Source organism: Haloprofundus halophilus (genome assembly GCF_003439925.1).
GTDB classification, from domain to species: domain Archaea; phylum Halobacteriota; class Halobacteria; order Halobacteriales; family Haloferacaceae; genus Haloprofundus; species Haloprofundus halophilus.
The window spans coordinates 1,689,553-1,703,938 of sequence record NZ_QQRR01000001.1 but is presented as its reverse complement, the minus strand read 5'-3'; the positions used below and the strand labels follow the sequence as shown (position 1 = coordinate 1,703,938).

Annotated in this window: 18 protein-coding genes; 5 read left to right on the top strand and 13 right to left on the bottom strand. The window is 66.8% G+C overall.

Going from position 1 to position 14,386, the window contains the following annotated elements:
- Positions 1–14: 14 nt before the first annotated feature.
- The 4 genes from DV709_RS08650 to DV709_RS08635 all read right to left on the bottom strand — a co-directional run bounded on the left by DV709_RS08650 (position 15) and on the right by DV709_RS08635 (position 3,363).
- On the bottom strand, positions 15–761 hold the full coding sequence (locus DV709_RS08650; protein WP_117593680.1) for a uroporphyrinogen-III synthase: 747 nt from the start codon (positions 759–761) through the stop codon (positions 15–17).
- Positions 758–1,606 carry a uroporphyrinogen-III C-methyltransferase gene (gene cobA, locus DV709_RS08645; RefSeq protein ID WP_117593678.1) on the bottom strand — a complete coding sequence of 283 codons (849 nt, stop codon included), beginning with the start codon at positions 1,604–1,606 and terminating at the stop codon, positions 758–760. Before cobA ends, DV709_RS08650 begins: the two co-directional genes overlap by 4 nt.
- Positions 1,603–2,754 carry a hydroxymethylbilane synthase gene (hemC, locus tag DV709_RS08640; RefSeq protein ID WP_117593676.1) on the bottom strand — a complete coding sequence of 384 codons (1,152 nt, stop codon included), beginning with the start codon at positions 2,752–2,754 and terminating at the stop codon, positions 1,603–1,605. Before hemC ends, cobA begins: the two co-directional genes overlap by 4 nt.
- A 72-nt stretch (positions 2,755–2,826) precedes the next feature.
- A complete protein-coding gene (locus DV709_RS08635) occupies positions 2,827–3,363 on the bottom strand; it encodes a hypothetical protein (protein ID WP_117593675.1) in 537 nt (178 codons plus the stop codon).
- Between the two features lie 131 nt (positions 3,364–3,494).
- On the opposite strand from DV709_RS08635, the gene DV709_RS08630 reads away from it, so the two are divergent.
- Positions 3,495–4,514, top strand: a complete 1,020-nt coding sequence (locus DV709_RS08630) for an NAD-dependent epimerase/dehydratase family protein (RefSeq protein WP_117593673.1) — start codon at positions 3,495–3,497, stop codon at positions 4,512–4,514.
- A gap of 9 nt (positions 4,515–4,523) precedes the next feature.
- Here the strand turns inward: DV709_RS08630 and hemL are convergent, their stop codons facing one another.
- The 5 genes from hemL to hemB form a co-directional block, all read right to left on the bottom strand.
- Positions 4,524–5,861, bottom strand: a complete 1,338-nt coding sequence (hemL, locus tag DV709_RS08625) for a glutamate-1-semialdehyde 2,1-aminomutase (protein WP_117593671.1) — start codon at positions 5,859–5,861, stop codon at positions 4,524–4,526.
- A 169-nt stretch (positions 5,862–6,030) separates the two neighbouring features.
- Positions 6,031–6,213, bottom strand: a complete 183-nt coding sequence (locus DV709_RS08620; protein ID WP_117593669.1) for a hypothetical protein — start codon at positions 6,211–6,213, stop codon at positions 6,031–6,033.
- 169 nt (positions 6,214–6,382) lie between these two features.
- The gene (locus tag DV709_RS08615) at positions 6,383–6,751 is read right to left on the bottom strand and encodes a P-II family nitrogen regulator (protein ID WP_117593667.1); all 369 of its coding nucleotides are present in this window, start codon (positions 6,749–6,751) and stop codon (positions 6,383–6,385) included.
- Positions 6,748–8,079 carry an ammonium transporter gene (locus DV709_RS08610; protein WP_117593665.1) on the bottom strand — a complete coding sequence of 444 codons (1,332 nt, stop codon included), beginning with the start codon at positions 8,077–8,079 and terminating at the stop codon, positions 6,748–6,750. The genes DV709_RS08615 and DV709_RS08610 overlap by 4 nt, the downstream gene beginning before the upstream one ends.
- A 320-nt stretch (positions 8,080–8,399) precedes the next feature.
- Complete coding sequence (gene hemB, locus DV709_RS08605; protein WP_117593664.1) at positions 8,400–9,380, bottom strand: porphobilinogen synthase; 981 nt, start codon at positions 9,378–9,380, stop codon at positions 8,400–8,402.
- Between the two features lie 105 nt (positions 9,381–9,485).
- On the opposite strand from hemB, the gene DV709_RS08600 reads away from it, so the two are divergent.
- Both DV709_RS08600 and DV709_RS08595 read left to right on the top strand, forming a co-directional pair.
- The gene (locus DV709_RS08600) at positions 9,486–10,013 is read left to right on the top strand and encodes a DedA family protein (protein ID WP_117593662.1); all 528 of its coding nucleotides are present in this window, start codon (positions 9,486–9,488) and stop codon (positions 10,011–10,013) included.
- A gap of 66 nt (positions 10,014–10,079) precedes the next feature.
- Positions 10,080–10,610: a GNAT family N-acetyltransferase gene (locus tag DV709_RS08595; RefSeq protein WP_117593660.1), complete on the top strand. Its 531-nt coding sequence runs from the start codon at positions 10,080–10,082 to the stop codon at positions 10,608–10,610.
- Between the two features lie 183 nt (positions 10,611–10,793).
- On the opposite strand, the gene DV709_RS18030 is transcribed toward DV709_RS08595, so the two are convergent.
- Together DV709_RS18030 and DV709_RS08590 are read right to left on the bottom strand one after the other, a co-directional pair.
- Entirely contained in the window at positions 10,794–10,958 is a 165-nt protein-coding gene (locus DV709_RS18030) for a DUF6757 family protein (protein ID WP_168191216.1), read from the bottom strand.
- A gap of 26 nt (positions 10,959–10,984) precedes the next feature.
- Positions 10,985–11,815: a PHP domain-containing protein gene (locus tag DV709_RS08590; protein WP_117593658.1), complete on the bottom strand. Its 831-nt coding sequence runs from the start codon at positions 11,813–11,815 to the stop codon at positions 10,985–10,987.
- A gap of 159 nt (positions 11,816–11,974) precedes the next feature.
- Here DV709_RS08590 and DV709_RS08585 point away from each other — a divergent pair, with 159 nt between their 5' ends.
- Positions 11,975–12,259 (top strand): DUF5789 family protein, encoded by a 285-nt coding sequence (locus DV709_RS08585; RefSeq protein ID WP_117593657.1) that lies wholly within the window; start codon positions 11,975–11,977, stop codon positions 12,257–12,259.
- A 77-nt stretch (positions 12,260–12,336) separates the two neighbouring features.
- On the opposite strand, the gene DV709_RS08580 is transcribed toward DV709_RS08585, so the two are convergent.
- Positions 12,337–13,341: a DUF5784 family protein gene (locus DV709_RS08580; protein ID WP_117593655.1), complete on the bottom strand. Its 1,005-nt coding sequence runs from the start codon at positions 13,339–13,341 to the stop codon at positions 12,337–12,339.
- 116 nt (positions 13,342–13,457) lie between these two features.
- Between DV709_RS08580 and DV709_RS18025 the strand changes: the two genes are divergently transcribed.
- Entirely contained in the window at positions 13,458–13,634 is a 177-nt protein-coding gene (locus tag DV709_RS18025) for a DUF5786 family protein (RefSeq protein WP_168191217.1), read from the top strand.
- Here DV709_RS18025 and DV709_RS08575 read toward each other — a convergent pair.
- Complete coding sequence (locus DV709_RS08575) at positions 13,631–14,383, bottom strand: DUF7530 family protein (RefSeq protein WP_117593654.1); 753 nt, start codon at positions 14,381–14,383, stop codon at positions 13,631–13,633. The genes DV709_RS18025 and DV709_RS08575 overlap by 4 nt on opposite strands.
- Positions 14,384–14,386: the final 3 nt, after the last annotated feature.

Sequence of the window (14,386 nt, the reverse complement as noted above, 5' to 3'; positions counted from 1 at the left end):
CGCGTCGTCTCCCGCTACTCGCGGTACGTCGGCGCTGCGACTTCGACGGCGGCACACGCCAGTTCCTCGAAATCGGCCGCGTCGGGAACCACGTCGACGTCGATGCCGCGGCTCTCGGCCGTCTCGCGCGTCGGTTCGCCGATAGCGCCGACGACGGCGTCGTCGAGTCCCGCGACGGCCTCGTCTCGGAGGCCGCGCTCGGCGGCCGCGTCGAGGAAGTGGTCGACCGTCAGCGACGAGGAGAAAAGCGCCGCCTCCAGTTCCCCGGCGGCGGCCATCTCCGCGGAGTCCCCGGACCCCGGCGGCCGAACGAGTTCGTAGAGAACCGTCTCGTGCACGTAGCCGCCGGCGGCTTCGAGACCGTCGGTCAGGACGGGCGAACCGTGGTCGCTGCGGGCGACTTCGACCCGCGCACCCGGCACCCGGCCGCGGAGCGTCTCGACCAGTCCGGTCGAGGTGAACTCGTCGGGTACGACGTCGACCGCGTATCCGTGTTCGCGCATCACCGCGGCGGTGCTGTCGCCGATGGCGCAGAGCGTCGCCTCGCCGGGGTCCCACCCCGCGTCGGCGACGAGTTCGACGCCGGTTTTGCTCGTCAGGACGGCGTACTCGGCGTCCGTTCTCGGAGTCCTCCCGGTCGGTTCGACCTCCAGCATCGGGTCGGGAACGGGCGTCGCGCCGAGCGAGTCGAGCAGTTCGACCGCGTCTCGGAGTCGCTCGTCGTCAGGCCGGAAGACGGCGACGCGGACCTCCCGGCTCATCGTCCCGCCCCCGTCTCGGAGCTCGCTTCACCTCTCGCTTCCGTTCCTGCTCCCGATTCGCTCCGCAGGAACTTCCGCACCCGTTCTCGGGTCCCGGCTACATCGCCGACGACGGTGATCGCGGGCGGTTCGATTTCGTGTTCGTCGCGGACCTCGACGATGGTGCCGAGCGTTCCGGTAGCGACGCGCATGTCGGGCCACGTCGCCCGCTCGACGAGCGCAACGGGCGTCTCGGGGTCCATTCCGGCGTCGCGGAGCGCCTTCGTGTAGTCGGGCAGTTTGCCGACGCCCATGAGGACGACGACGGTGCCGCCGGTCTCGGCGAGCGCCTCCCAGTTCACCGCCGACTCCTCCTTCGTGGGGTCTTCGTGACCCGTCACGAACGAGACGGAGGACGCGTGGTCGCGGTGGGTCACCGGAATTCCGGCGACGCCGGGGCCGCCGATGGCCGACGTGACGCCGGGGACAACCTCGAAGGGAATCTCCTCGTTCGCCAGATGCTCCGCCTCCTCGCCGCCGCGGCCGAAGACGAACGGGTCGCCACCTTTCAGGCGCACGACGCTCTTGCCCTCGCGAGCGAGTTCGACGAGGCGCTTGTTCGTGTACTCCTGGGGCGTCCACTCGCCGCCGGCGCGCTTGCCCACGTCCTCGCGCTTCTCCTCGGGAATCCGGCCGAGAATCTCGGGCCCCGGGAGTTTGTCGTGGAGCACGACGTCCGCCTCGTCGAGCAGTCGGCTCGCTTTCACGGTCATGAGGTCGGGGTCGCCCGGCCCGCTACCGACGAGGTAGACCGTGCCGACGACCGATTCCGACGCCGTCTCGGAGCCGTCGTCCGTCTCGCTCATTCGTTCGCTTCCTCCGGTTCCTCTCGCGCACCGCGTCGCTCGCTCGCAGCCGCCTCGTCGGCGTCGCGTTTCGCCTCCTCGATGAGGGTGGCCGCGCCGCGGTCTCTGAGGTCGGCGGCGAACTCCGCGGCGGCGACGGCGTGGGTCTCGACCGGCAGGTCGCGCGTCGCTTCGACCGTCTCCTCGCCGTCGCGGCCGAGCACCTGCACGCGCGTGTGGACGTGCCGACCCTGCACGAGCGCGAAGACGCCGATGGGCGCGACGCAACCCCCACCGAGTTCCGAGAGAATCGTCCGCTCGACGGTCGTCTCGACGCGCGTCCGCGGGTGGTCGATGGCTTTGTGGATGGCGTCGGCGGCGTCGCCGTTGACGCTCGTCACGGCGATTGCGCCCTGGCCGGGCGACGGGACGAACCGGTCGCGCGGGAGGCGGACGTAGTTCACGTGGTGGTCGAGGCCGCTGCGTTTGAGACCCGCCTCGGCGAGCACGATGGCGTCGTACTCGGTGTCGACCTCGCGGCCGAGGGCGTTGCGCTGGAGTTCGCTCAGGCCCTCGAACCACTCCTCGGGTCGCTCGTCGTACTCGGGTTCGTAGTCGTCGCTGCCAATGTTTCCTTTCCGGTCTTTGTCGGCCTCGACGCGCGCTTCGTGTTCCTCCTGCAGCGACGGCGCGAGCAGTTTCTCGACGCGGGTGTCGACGTTCCCGCGGAGCGGTTCGACCGTCAGGTCGGGGCGGGCGTTGAGCAGCTGCGCCTGCCGGCGAAGCGAGGAGGTGCCGACCGTCGCGCCCTCGGGCAACTGGTCGAGTTCGCGGCCGTCGGGCGTCACCAGCACGTCGCCGGCGGGTGCGCGCTCGGGGATGCCGGCGACGAGGAGTTCCTTCGGCTGTTCGGTCGGCATGTCCTTCATCGAGTGGACGGCGGCGTCGACTTCGCCGGCGAGAATCTTCTCGTCGAGCGCGCGGACGAACGCCCCGGTCTTGCCGAGGCGGTGGATGAGTTCGTCCTGAATCTGGTCGCCGCGGGTCTCGACTTCGACCAGTTCCACGTCGCGGCGTCGCCCGGCGAGCGCCTCCTGTACGCTCGCGGCTTGTCGAAGCGCGAGGTCCGAGCCTCGCGTCGCGAGGCGGAGTGTCCCGTGAGTACTCATGTGCGTCGGTGGGCGTCGAACCCTGAAAAGGGCTTCAGTTCCGCCTGCGGCGGATTCGCGGAGTTACCTCTCTCACGGTCGCCCGATAGCCCCGTGACGCTTGTACAGGTAGTACACCGCCAGCGGCACGCTCAACACGAAGTTCGTGGCGACGACGGCGAACACCGCGCCGAGGAAGTACAGCACGGGGTCGGGGTTCCAGCCCAAATCGGCCGCCTCGACGGCGCGGGCGTCGACGTACATCGCCACCGGGAACAGCACGGCGACGACGAAGCTCGCGAGCGCCAACAGCGAGGCGACGGCGAAGAACAACAGGCCGAAGCCCGCTGACGCGAGGCCCATGAACCCCGCGATGTCGAGGCCGACGCCCAGGAGCGCGAGGAAGAACGCGCTCACGCCGAAGCCGAGCGAGACGACCAAGAGGGCCGGGACGGCGGCGATCCAGTACCACCAGTTCGACTCGACCGCCGCGGTCGGGAGGTACTCGTCGAGGATGCGGCGGACGCTCTCGGAGGTGGACCCGGTCGAATCGGTTCGACCGTTCGTCGGCGTCGGACCGTCGATTCGGGTGTCGCTGTTCGTCGTCGGTTCGTCGGTAGGAGGGCTCATACAGGCGAAGATAGCGCGGCCCGGAAGATAAATCTCGTCCACCACGTCCGGACATCGGTGAACAGCTCTGTGCATCGTATCCCGTTTGCCTTCGCCCTCGGACTCTTCCTCGTGCGCGGAGACGACCGTCTATGGACGTGCTCATCGTCGGCGGAACCGGGCTCATCAGCACCGGAATCACCCGCCAACTCGTCGCCGCCGGCCACGACGTGACGCTGTACAACCGCGGCGAGACCGACGCCGAGATTCCCGACTCCGTCTCCCTGATTCGCGGCGACCGAACCGAGTACGAGCGATTCGAGGACCGACTCGGCGGCCGCGAGTTCGACGCCGTCGTCGACATGGTCTGTTTCACGCCGGAAGACGCCGAGAGCGCGGTCCGCACCTTCACGGGGTCGGTCGACCGCTACGTCTTCTGTTCGACTATCGACGTCTACTCCCGCCCCGTCTCTCGGATGCCGCTAACCGAGGAGACGCCGCGACACCCGCCGACGAGCGAGTACGGGGAGGAAAAAGCCGCCGCCGAGGACGTGTTCTTCGACGCCTACGAAGAGACCGGATTCCCCGCGGTCGTCCTCCGCCCGTGGCACACCTACGGCGAGGGCGGAACGCTCATCCACTCGCTCGGATCGGAAACGACGTACGTCGACCGTATCCGCGAGGGAAAACCCATCGTCGTCCACGGCGACGGCACCTCCGTCTGGGCACCGTGTCACCGCGACAACGTGGCGCGGAGTTTCGTCGCTGCAGTGGAAGCGAAGGGGTCGGTCGTCGACGGTGAGGCGTACCACGTCACCGCCGAAGAGCACCTGACGTGGAACGAGTACCATCGTGGTGTCGCCGCCGCCCTCGACGCACCCGCGCCCGAGTTGGTCCACGTTCCGTCGGACGTGCTCTTCGAACTCGCACCCGAGCGCACGGAGGGGCTACGCGACCACTTCCAGTACAGCACGGTGTTCGACAACTCGAAGGCGAAACGCGAGTTGGGTCACGAGCAGACCGTCGGGTGGGAAGAAGGCGCGAAGCGGACCGTCGACTGGCTGGACGAGAACGACGAGATAGAACCGTGGAAGTCGGACCCCTTGCCGGACCGAATCGTCGCCGCGTGGCGCGAGGCGAGGGAGTCGCTCGTCTCGAACTTCGAGCTGTAGCGGGTTCCGCTACAGCGCTTCCTTGTACGCTTCCAGCGTCTCTTCGACGTCCTCGTCGGTGTGCGCGTAGCAGACGAACTGCGACTCGAACTGGTTGGCGGTGAGGAACACGCCCCGGTCTTTCATCTCCTGCCAGAAGATGCGCTCCCAGCGCTCGGTCTCGGCGGCGGCGACGTCCGCGCCGGTCTTCGGACAGGAGTCGAACCGCGGGCAGTCGACGCGCTGCCGACAGCCGGCCTCGCACTGACCGTCGAGGGTCTGCGGGGCGTCGCGCGTGAACACCGTCTTGAACATGCTGTCGGTACCGACGACGGTGTACTCGGGCGCCTGGTCGGCGCAGATATCGGTGATGCCGCGCCGGAGTTTCTCGCCCAGTCGGTTAACGTGTTCGTACACGTCGTTCTCGGCGGCGTACTTCAGGTACTCGTGGCCGGCGGCCATCGTCACGGGATGACCCGAGAACGTCCCCGACTGGAACACGTCGCCGGCGGGGGTGAACTGTTCGACGAGCTCGGCGCGGCCGCCGACAGCGCCGACGGGGAAGCCGCCGCCGATGATCTTGCCGAACGTCGTGAGGTCGGGCGTGACGCCGAACTTCCCCTGCGCGCACTGGAGGCCGCCGACGCGGAAGCCCGTGATGACCTCGTCGAATATCAGCAGCGACCCGTGCTCGTCGCAGAGGTCTCGCAGGGTTTCGTGGTAGCCGTCGACGGGCGCGACGATACCCATGTTCGCCAGAATGGGCTCGACGAGTACCGCCGCGATGTCGTCGCCGTGCTCTTCGAACACCTCGGTGACGGCTTCGGGGTCGTTGAACGGCACCGGAAGCGTGTGCTCGGCGAACGACTCGGGGATGCCGCTCGTCGAGGGACGTGGGTTGTCGGGGCCGCCTTCGACGAGCGTCGACTCCTGGGCACCGTGGTAGCCGCCCTGCATGACGACGATTTTGTCCCGCCCAGTGGCCCCGCGGGCGAGGCGGACCGCCGAGACGGTCGCCTCGGTTCCCGAATTGACGAACCGAATCTTCTCGACCGACGGGACGTGCCGGGCGACGAACTCGGCGTGTTCGACCTCTATCTCGGTGGGCGCGCCGTACATCGGCCCGGCGCTGGCGTACTTCTGAATCGCCGCCTGTATCGGTTCGGGTGGGTTGTGGCCGTACAAGAGCGGGCCGTAACCCATCACGTAGTCGACGTAGCGGTTCCCGTCGGCGTCGACGACGTGGCCGCCGTCGCCGCGCTCGACGAAGAAGGGGTAGGGACGAGTGGCGCGCACCGAGGAGTTGACGCCGCCCGAGAGCACCGACAACGCTCGGTCGTACAGGTCGCGGGAGCGGTCGTGGTTCACGCGAAGTCGCCTCCGCGAGACACAGAGCGGGTCGTCCGCCGGGCGGGCGACGCAGCGGAACTGGTCCGTCTCGACGTGGTCATATCTCGCGGTTCGGACGCGGACGAAAAAGTAGTTACTGAGTCGTCGGAGTCGGCGCGTCGATTACTGTGCGGCGTCGGCGCGTCGACTACTGCGCGGCGTCGGCTTCGGCGTCCGCCTCGCTCTCGTCTTCCTCGGCGTCGAGTTCCTCGTCGTCCATCAGCTGCGGTTTGCCGAACGGGAACGACCCGAACAGCGCGTAGTGGACGACGGAGGCGACGACGAACAGTGCGACCAGACCGAACAGGGCTTTCTTCACTTTCGAAGGCATATCAGCGTGTACGAGTACCGAACGCAAGAGCCCTTCGGGAGTTCTCTCTGCGCGAAACAACCCGCAAAAACCGATACCGACGGCGAGCGCTCGGCTGCGGGACGACGGACGTCGGCGTCCTGTGGTCGAGCGTCGAAATGGAGGGCCGAAAACGCCGAGCGCTGCCCGCTCAGACCGCGTCGGGACCTTCTTTTCCGGTCCGGACCTGTACCGCGTTCTCGACCGGGAGGACGAATATCTTCCCGTCGCCGGGCTCGCCGGTGTTGGCCGCGTCCCGAATCGCGGCGACGACGTCCTCCGCGGGGGTGTCGGCGACGACGCACTCGACTTTCACCTTCTGGTGCAAGTCGACGGTGTACTCCTCGCCGCGCCACTGTCCCTTCTTCGCGGGTTGGCTCCCGCGACCGGAGACGTTCGTGACCGTCAGCGAGGGCGCGCCGGCGGCGGCGAGCCCTTTCTTCACCTCGCTGAGCTTGTCCGGGCGGATGATCGCGACGACCATCTTGATTCCGCCGTCGTTCGGGAGCTCAGAACTCATTCGTTCTCACCTTCCACGTCGCTCACGACGCCCGTACCGGCAACTCCGCCGTCGGTGCGAACGCCCGACCCGTCGGCGACGGCACCGTCGGGCTTTCCGAACTCGGGGTAGGTATCGACGCCGTGTTCGGAGGTGTCGAGGCCCTCGCGCTCGTGTTCGGGTGTGACGCGCGCTTCACCGAGCGCGCGAATCCCGCCGAACACCAGCACCGTCGCGGCGACGGTCCAGACGGTGATGACGCCCGCACCGACGACCTGAGTCACCAGTTGGCCGACCGAGAAGCCGTCGACGGCGACGAACGGGAACAGCACGATTCCCATGATACCCGCGGAGCCGTGAACGGGGAACACCGCGCAGACGTCGTCGATTCTGAGGCGTTTCTCGACGAACTCGAAGACGAGCGGCAGTTGCGCGCCGGCGAGTAGACCGAGCGCCAGCGCGCCGGGCCAGACGATGGCGTCGGCGACGCCGGTGATGCCGACGAGACCGGCGAGCAGGCCGTTGGCGACGTACAGCGTGTCGACTTTGCCCGTCTTCAGCAGCGCGACGCCCGCAGCGCCGATCGCACCGGCGGCCATGCCGAGCGTCGTGACGAGTGCGACGCGACCGACGTAGGCGAAGTCGGCGAGTTCGGTGCCACCCTCGGCAAGCGGCGCGGCGGCGGTGCCGACGTTGAAACCGTACCAGCCGAACGCGAGGATGAGCGTGCCGAGGACGGCGAACGGCAACGAGTGACCGGGGATGACGTTGGCGGTGCCGTCGTCGTTGAACCGGTCCATACGCGGGCCGATGACCCACGCCGCGGTGAGGCCGGCGACGCCGCCCATCCCGTGGACGATCATGCCGCCCGCGAAGTCGTGAAAGCCCATCGCGTCGAGGAAGCCGCCCGCCCACGTGAAGCCGACGACGACGGGGTAGATGACGCCCGCCAGTAGAACGGTGTAGGTGACGTACGCGCGGAGTTTCGCACGACCCGCCACCGCGCCCGAGACGATGGTCGCGGCGGTCATCGCGAACACCGCGCCGAACAGCCAGTCGACCCACGCGGCCGACCCGCCGTTGACGTAGGCGAACGACTCGCCGAAGCCGGTTCCACCGACGACGCTCGACACCCCGGCACCGACGAGGAAGAAGACGATGACGCCGACGCTCCACGTCAGCAGGTTCTTCGTCAGCTGGTTGGCGACGTTCTTCGAGCGCACCTGCCCGGCCTCCAGCATCGCGAACCCGGCGTGCATGAAGAAGATGAGGAACGTGACGGTGAGAACCCACAGCATGTTGACGCCCTCGACGACCGCCGAGAGGTCGGTCTGCAGCAACGCGCTCATCAATCACACGCCTCCGTCGTCGTCACCGGTTCGAGTGGACATTCGTTCACGATTATACCGATTACGTGTCGATTAGTGCTCTCAATCACGTCAGAAGGTCACGGAACGCTATGGTATAAGCGTTAGCGTCAAGAAATCCAATTTTCAAGGTCCTAAATGGTCGGGCGGTCGATTTAATATCGGATATATGTTGTATAAGGTCGTATTCTCCGCACTAATTCGACAAATGTTGCCGCAGGTGTGGACGATCGTGCGGTCGAAAATCGAGCGTTTCGGTCGAAACCCCTCGCGCGCACCGAGTCGGTGGCGGTCGAACGACGCTACAGACGGTCGGCGACCTGCTCTGCGAAGTACGTGAGGATGAGGTCCGCGCCGGCGCGTTTCATCGAGACGAGCGACTCCATCGCGACTTCCTCTAAGTCCAACCACCCTTTCTCGGCGGCGGCGTGCAGCATCGCGTACTCGCCGGAGACGTTGTAGGCGGCGACCGGGTGGTCAAACTCGCGGCGAATCGCGCTGACGATGTCCAAGTACGGGAGTCCGGGTTTGACCATCAGCACGTCCGCGCCCTGCTCGACGTCGAGTCGGACTTCCCGGAGCGCTTCTCTGCCATTTGCGGGGTCCATCTGGTAGTGTCGTCTGTCGCCGAACGCGGGCGCACCGTCCGCGGCGTCGCGGAACGGACCGTAGAACGCGCTCTGGTACTTCGCGGCGTAGCTCATGATGGGCAGTCCTTCGTACCCCTCGGCGTCGAGCGCACTCCGAATCGCACCGACCATCCCGTCAGTCATCGACGAGGGAGCGACCATCTGTGCGCCCGCTTCGGCGTGCGAGACGGCGATTTTGCCGAGCAACTCCAGCGTTTCGTCGTTCTTCACCGTGAGGCTTGGGTCGTCCGCGGCGTGGTCCTCCAGAACACCGCAGTGGCCGTGGTCGGTGTACTCACAGAGACAGACGTCGGTGATGACGTACGCGTCGGTCTCGGCGACGATATCGCGGGTCGCCCGCTGGACGACGCCGTTTTCGGCCCACGCGCGCGTGCCGCGCTCGTCCTTCGACTCGGGGATGCCGAACAGCATCACGGCTTCGACGCCGGTTTCGAGCACCTCTTCGACGCGGTCGACCGCGTCGTCGACGGGGACGCGTTCGTGACCCGGCATCGTCTCGATGGGGATGCGTTCGTCGGTCGTCGCGTCGACGAACACCGGGGCGATGAGGTCCGAGGCGTCGACTCGATTCTCGCTCACGAGGCCGCGAACGCCGTCGCGTCGGAGCCGACGCGGGCGGTCGGTGAGGTTCATGGCCTGCCTACGACGGGCGGACGCAAAGTCGCGTCGCTCTCTCCTTGCGTGCGTCTCTCTGCCAGGGCCAAAACGCTAAATGCCGTAACGACGGACGTTCACTGTATGCTGAGCCTGCTGCTCCAGGCCAACTTCGAGGTTCCCTCGATGTTGCGCGACCTGCTCGACTCCGAGTTCGCGTTCCTCCTACTCCTGGGTATCTTCGTCCTCGAAGGAGCGATGCTGATGTACTTCATGCCGAGCGAACTCGTCGTCCCCGGGGCGATATTCGTCTTCGGCGCGACCGTCGAGACGGCTATCCTCATCATCGGTATCGCCGTGCTCGGCGCGACTGTCGGTCAGCTCGCGCTGTTCATGGTGGCCAAGCGCGGCGGCCGCGAGTACCTGCTCCAGAAGCGCTGGTTCCGAATCAGCGAGGAGCGCCTCGACAAGTTCGACGGCTGGTTCGACCGCTGGGGTCCCATCGTCGTCCCGGTGAGCAACACGCTGCCGTTCACGCGCGGGATGCTCACCGTTCCGGCGGGTTTCTCGGAGATGCCCGCCCGGAAGTTCGTCGCGCTGTCGGCGGTCGGCACACTCTCGTTCGAGACGCTTCTGGCGCTGCTGTACTTCGTTGTCCTGCCCTACCTCTGAGAACGCCGCTACCGCTCGCCTCGGACGGCCGACGTTACTTTCTGTCGTCGCGTGGACGTGAGGCGTATGCCCGGCCCCGTCTTCCTCACCGGCGACCGAGTCGAGCTCCGGACCGTCGAACGCGAGGACCGCGAGTTCATCGCTCGCCACCGCAACAACCCCGCGTTCCGTCGCGTCCTCGGCGACGCTCGACCGATGAACCTCTCGGCGGCGACCGACTACTTCGAGTCGGTCGTCGTCGGCGACGACGGCGAGACGTTTCTGATCTGCGCCGACGACCGGACGGTCGGTCTCTGCTTCTTCTACGACCTCGACGAGACGAACGGCAGCGCCGAGGTCGGTTACTGGATTACAGCGGAAGCACAGGGAAACGGCTACGCAACCGATGCCGCACGAACGCTCGCACGCTACGCGTTCGACGAGCGACGCCTCGTCAAACTCACCGCCCGCGTGCGCGAACCGAACGAGGCGTCGATCCGAGTGCTCGAAAAACTCGGCTTCCGCGAGGAGGGCGTCCTCCGCGAACAGGAGTTCGTGGACGGGCGACGCGTCGACTTGCGACTGTTCGGGCTCCTGGCGTCGGAGCTCGAACGGTGACCCGTCGCCGACGACGGAGCCGAAGACGGCTCGCGTACGCTCCGCAGAAACAGTTCGAGGTCGTCAGAAACTCACTCCGCTCGGTCCACAACTCTTCGATGCGGACCGTCAGTCGCTCGTAAAACACTCACTCCGCTCGGTCCACAACTCCTCGATGCGAACCGTCAGTCGCTCGTAAAATACTCACTCCGCTCGGTCCACATCGATCCGCTCTCGGAGGGCTTCGAGCTCGTCGGACTCGGCGAGTTCCTCCATTCGCTCGCGGAAATGCTCCTCGCAGAGGCCGACTCGAACGCCGTCTTTCCCGGCGGCGAAGGCGGCATCGCGGTCGCAGTAGTGGCACTGCATACACGACCCTTCGTTCCCGAACGGGTTTAAGCCACCGCTTCGGGTAGTCGGCTGCGAATCTCCGCAAACGCTTTCGGGGGGACGCCGCAGACGCCGAGCTCCGTCCCGTGCGCGTCGCTGCCGCCGGTGGTCAGCAGTCCCTCACGTTCGACGACTTCGTCGACGAGCGCCTCCTCGACTTCGAACCCGTACGGGTAGTAGCGCTCGACGGCGTCGAGGTGGCGCGTCAACGACAGCGCCGCCTCGGGGTCGCCGTACCGGAACGGGTGCGCCAGCGAGACGACCGAACACGCCTCCGAGAGCAACTCCACTCCCGTCTCGAACGTCGGAACCTCGCGGGCGACGAAACAGGGTCCGTCGTCGCCGATGAGGTGGTCGAACGCGCCCTGGTAGTCGTAGTCGGCCTCGCTGTCGTCGATGGCGCGGGCGACGTGCGGCCGACCGATTCCGGGTCGCGGCTCGACATCGAGGTCGACTCCCAGGTGCGACTCGACCCGTTCGATCAGCTCCGCGCCGCGCTCGACGCGGTTCCGCTGGAGCCGGTCGAGTTCGTCGGTCAGCGCGGTGGTTCGGCGGACGCCGTACCCCAGAAGGTCGACCTGCATCCCGGCGGCGGAGCCGGTCCGGTCGTCTGCCAGACTCGGCTCCGAGATGTCGACGCGGAGTTCGAGGCCGTGAATCACCGTGAGGCCGTCGTGGACGCTCACGGGCGCGTCGAGCCCCGGATGGAACGTGTCGTGGTCGGTGACGGCGACGACGTCGACGCCGCCCGCCCGCGCGGCCGCCGGCAACTCGTCGAGCGTCAGTCGCCCGTCGGAGGCGACGGTGTGAACGTGGAGGTCGGCGGCGATGTCCATGCCTATCGCTCGCCGTCCGTTCCCAAAAGCGCCGCGCTGCCCGTCGGCGCGGTTCCCTCGCAGCGTCATTAAGGACCATTAAGGAACTATTGGTGTCCCATGCCGACTAATGATGTACATGGAAAATCGTTATAAACTATCGCGGCGTCGTCGTAATCGATGCGCCTGAACAGAACCGGCGACCTCGTCGCCAACCACGAGTACCCCGCGACCACCGACGAACTCGTCAGCGCCTACGGTACAGAGACGATTCACCTACAGAACGGCACGGAGACGATCGGGACCGTGCTCGAACGTCTCGGCACGCAGACGTACGCCGACGCGGAAGAGGTGTACGAGGCACTGCTCACCGGCGTCGGCCACGAAGCCATCGGACGCCGATTCTACAGCGACCGGGACGCGCCGACGCTCGGGGAGGGGAACTCCGGACAGGTCTCCTTCTGACGCCGTAAACCGACTTCCGGGCGCGTCGGGCCGCCAGTACGCCGACCCGCCCGCGCTACCGTTCTCTTCGAGTCGACTCACACCCACTCGACGGCGTCGTCGAGGTCCAGCGGAACGCTTCCCTTCTTGTAGGCTTCGACGCGTCCGGACGGTCGCGTCCGGAAGACGACGGCGGGACGGTGTCTGACCTCCGGTTTCTCGCCGCGGACGGCGTTCCAGTCGTCGTCGGGGAACGACGAGCAGTCGACGAACAGCGTGACGCCGCCGCCGTGTCGCTCCAACTGCCCCGACGTTTTGGTCTCCGCCGTGTCGCGGACGGCGGCGACGGGCGTCCCGGCGCTGCGGCGGTCCGTCGGCAGCGGACGGGTCACCTCGACGAGCGTTCCCTCGCCGTCGCGTTCGGCGCGGTAGTCCAGCGAGTGCCCGGTCGTCACCTCGATCTCGGGCGTGATGTCGTACCCGGCTTCGGTGAGCAGCGCGGCGGCGTTGAACTCGCCCATCGAGGCGCTCATCCGGACCAGGTCGAGCTGTTTCGAGGTGCCGAGTTTGCCGGCCATCAGCTCGCGGTACTCGTCGAGAACGCCGGTCTTCAGGAACGACTCGTAGAAGGAGAGCGCTTCGTCGCGCGTCGCGTCCGGGAAGCCGGCGGCGTGTTCGTCGAAGAACCGTCGCGTCGTCTCCCGACCGTCTTTCGAGAGAAACACCGGGAGAAAGAACCACGAGAGGTGCGGAAACGGTTCGAGCCACGGCGTCTCCTCGTACAGCTGCGCGAGCAGCTCGCGTTCGGCCCACCGACGGACCGGGTACGGAACCTCCGTGAACCCGAACTTGTCCGTGCGCCAGAGCGTGCTCGGCGTCTCGGTGTTGCCGAGCCAGTACGCGCCGTCGTCGTTCCAGCAGAACAGCGCCGTGTCGCCGTTGTCCATCTCGAAGCGCCGAGCCTCGTACCCGGAGGGCGGCTTGAACCACGGTCGCTCCATCGCCGCGCCGAGATTCGAATCTAGATGAGAGTATACGTCGTGCCGGACGCGCTGTTCGGTCCATCGACCGGGCGCGTGCCGGAACCGCAGAGGTCGTGCCACGACGCGGAGTTGCCCGTGGGGCACCTTACGTGTTCCGTGCGTGGTCGGTCTTTCCCTGTCGGAACTCTGAAAAACCGTTATGTATTTATGGAGGAATTGTTAAGTATTGACATAGCATGTCAATGGGTGCCTATGACGAAGACGAACACGAGCGTCGTGCGCAGAAAACGGGCCAGGTCGACGCGGACTTCGACGAGGCGCGCACGGAGTTCCGCGGGCGTCTCGAGTACGACTCCGGTGACTCCACCGAGGACCTGCTCGACCAGTTCCGCAAACTGAAGGACGACCGTTAGTCGACTACCTGTTTTTCGCCGCCCGTCTCGACGGTGAGCGCCAGCACCGCCAACGTCGAGACGACCGTCACGGCGACGACGTGGCCGCCGACGGCGAACAGCAGCACCGGCCGGTCGAGGATAAAGGGGACGAGTACCAACTGCGCGAGTCCGAACGCCACGTTCGTCAGGTCGATGCGGCGCAGTTCGGCGGCCGTCTCCCCGTCGAACGTAAAGCGGTAGGAGCGCCAGAGCGCGACGACCGACGCCCACCACGAGGTGCCGATGCGGTAACAGAGGTCCCAGAGGACCAGAAGCATCAGATACACCGGAATCACGTCCGGTTGCTCGCCGAACAGCGTCTCGACCAGCGGGTTCGCCGCCCGTTCGGGGTCGAAGACGAACAGGTGGGTGACCAGCGCGACGAACGCCAGCACCGCGAGGACGACTTCGATGCTCGACCCGAACAGCAGTCGCAGGTACGACTCCGGCAGCGCCAGCGAGCGCGTTTCCTCGCCGAGACGGACCATCGCGAGGCTTCCGACGGCGGCGACGAACACCGCCGCCGTCCCGGCGAGCGCGGCGTTCCAGAGGTCGTACGCCCACGCCAGAAACAGCAGCGCGACCTCGAAAATCGCTATCTGCAGGAGTACCGCCTGCCAGTCGGTCAGGTCGATGCCGGGGAGCGCCCCGACGATGCTCTCGTACACCCACGTCTCGCCGTACACGGGGTCGGGTCCCGCCGCCTCGTCGCACTGCTGTTGCTGCATTCC

Bases quoted from the DNA above. Each gene is read 5' to 3' on its own strand.
- cobA (WP_117593678.1), bottom strand. From the start codon at position 1,606: ATGAGCGAGACGGACGACGGCTCCGAGACGGCGTCGGAATCGGTCGTC.
- DV709_RS18030 (WP_168191216.1), bottom strand. From the start codon at position 10,958: ATGCAGTGCCACTACTGCGACCGCGATGCCGCCTTCGCCGCCGGGAAA.
- DV709_RS08650 (WP_117593680.1), bottom strand. From the start codon at position 761: ATGAGCCGGGAGGTCCGCGTCGCCGTCTTCCGGCCTGACGACGAGCGA.
- DV709_RS08610 (WP_117593665.1), bottom strand. From the start codon at position 8,079: ATGAGCGCGTTGCTGCAGACCGACCTCTCGGCGGTCGTCGAGGGCGTC.
- DV709_RS18025 (WP_168191217.1), top strand. From the start codon at position 13,458: ATGTCAATGGGTGCCTATGACGAAGACGAACACGAGCGTCGTGCGCAG.
- DV709_RS08595 (WP_117593660.1), top strand. From the start codon at position 10,080: ATGCCCGGCCCCGTCTTCCTCACCGGCGACCGAGTCGAGCTCCGGACC.
- DV709_RS08585 (WP_117593657.1), top strand. From the start codon at position 11,975: ATGCGCCTGAACAGAACCGGCGACCTCGTCGCCAACCACGAGTACCCC.
- DV709_RS08620 (WP_117593669.1), bottom strand. From the start codon at position 6,213: ATGCCTTCGAAAGTGAAGAAAGCCCTGTTCGGTCTGGTCGCACTGTTC.
- DV709_RS08600 (WP_117593662.1), top strand. From the start codon at position 9,486: ATGCTGAGCCTGCTGCTCCAGGCCAACTTCGAGGTTCCCTCGATGTTG.
- hemB (WP_117593664.1), bottom strand. From the start codon at position 9,380: ATGAACCTCACCGACCGCCCGCGTCGGCTCCGACGCGACGGCGTTCGC.
- DV709_RS08615 (WP_117593667.1), bottom strand. From the start codon at position 6,751: ATGAGTTCTGAGCTCCCGAACGACGGCGGAATCAAGATGGTCGTCGCG.
- DV709_RS08590 (WP_117593658.1), bottom strand. From the start codon at position 11,815: ATGGACATCGCCGCCGACCTCCACGTTCACACCGTCGCCTCCGACGGG.
- DV709_RS08630 (WP_117593673.1), top strand. From the start codon at position 3,495: ATGGACGTGCTCATCGTCGGCGGAACCGGGCTCATCAGCACCGGAATC.
- DV709_RS08575 (WP_117593654.1), bottom strand. From the start codon at position 14,383: ATGCAGCAACAGCAGTGCGACGAGGCGGCGGGACCCGACCCCGTGTAC.
- DV709_RS08635 (WP_117593675.1), bottom strand. From the start codon at position 3,363: ATGAGCCCTCCTACCGACGAACCGACGACGAACAGCGACACCCGAATC.
- hemC (WP_117593676.1), bottom strand. From the start codon at position 2,754: ATGAGTACTCACGGGACACTCCGCCTCGCGACGCGAGGCTCGGACCTC.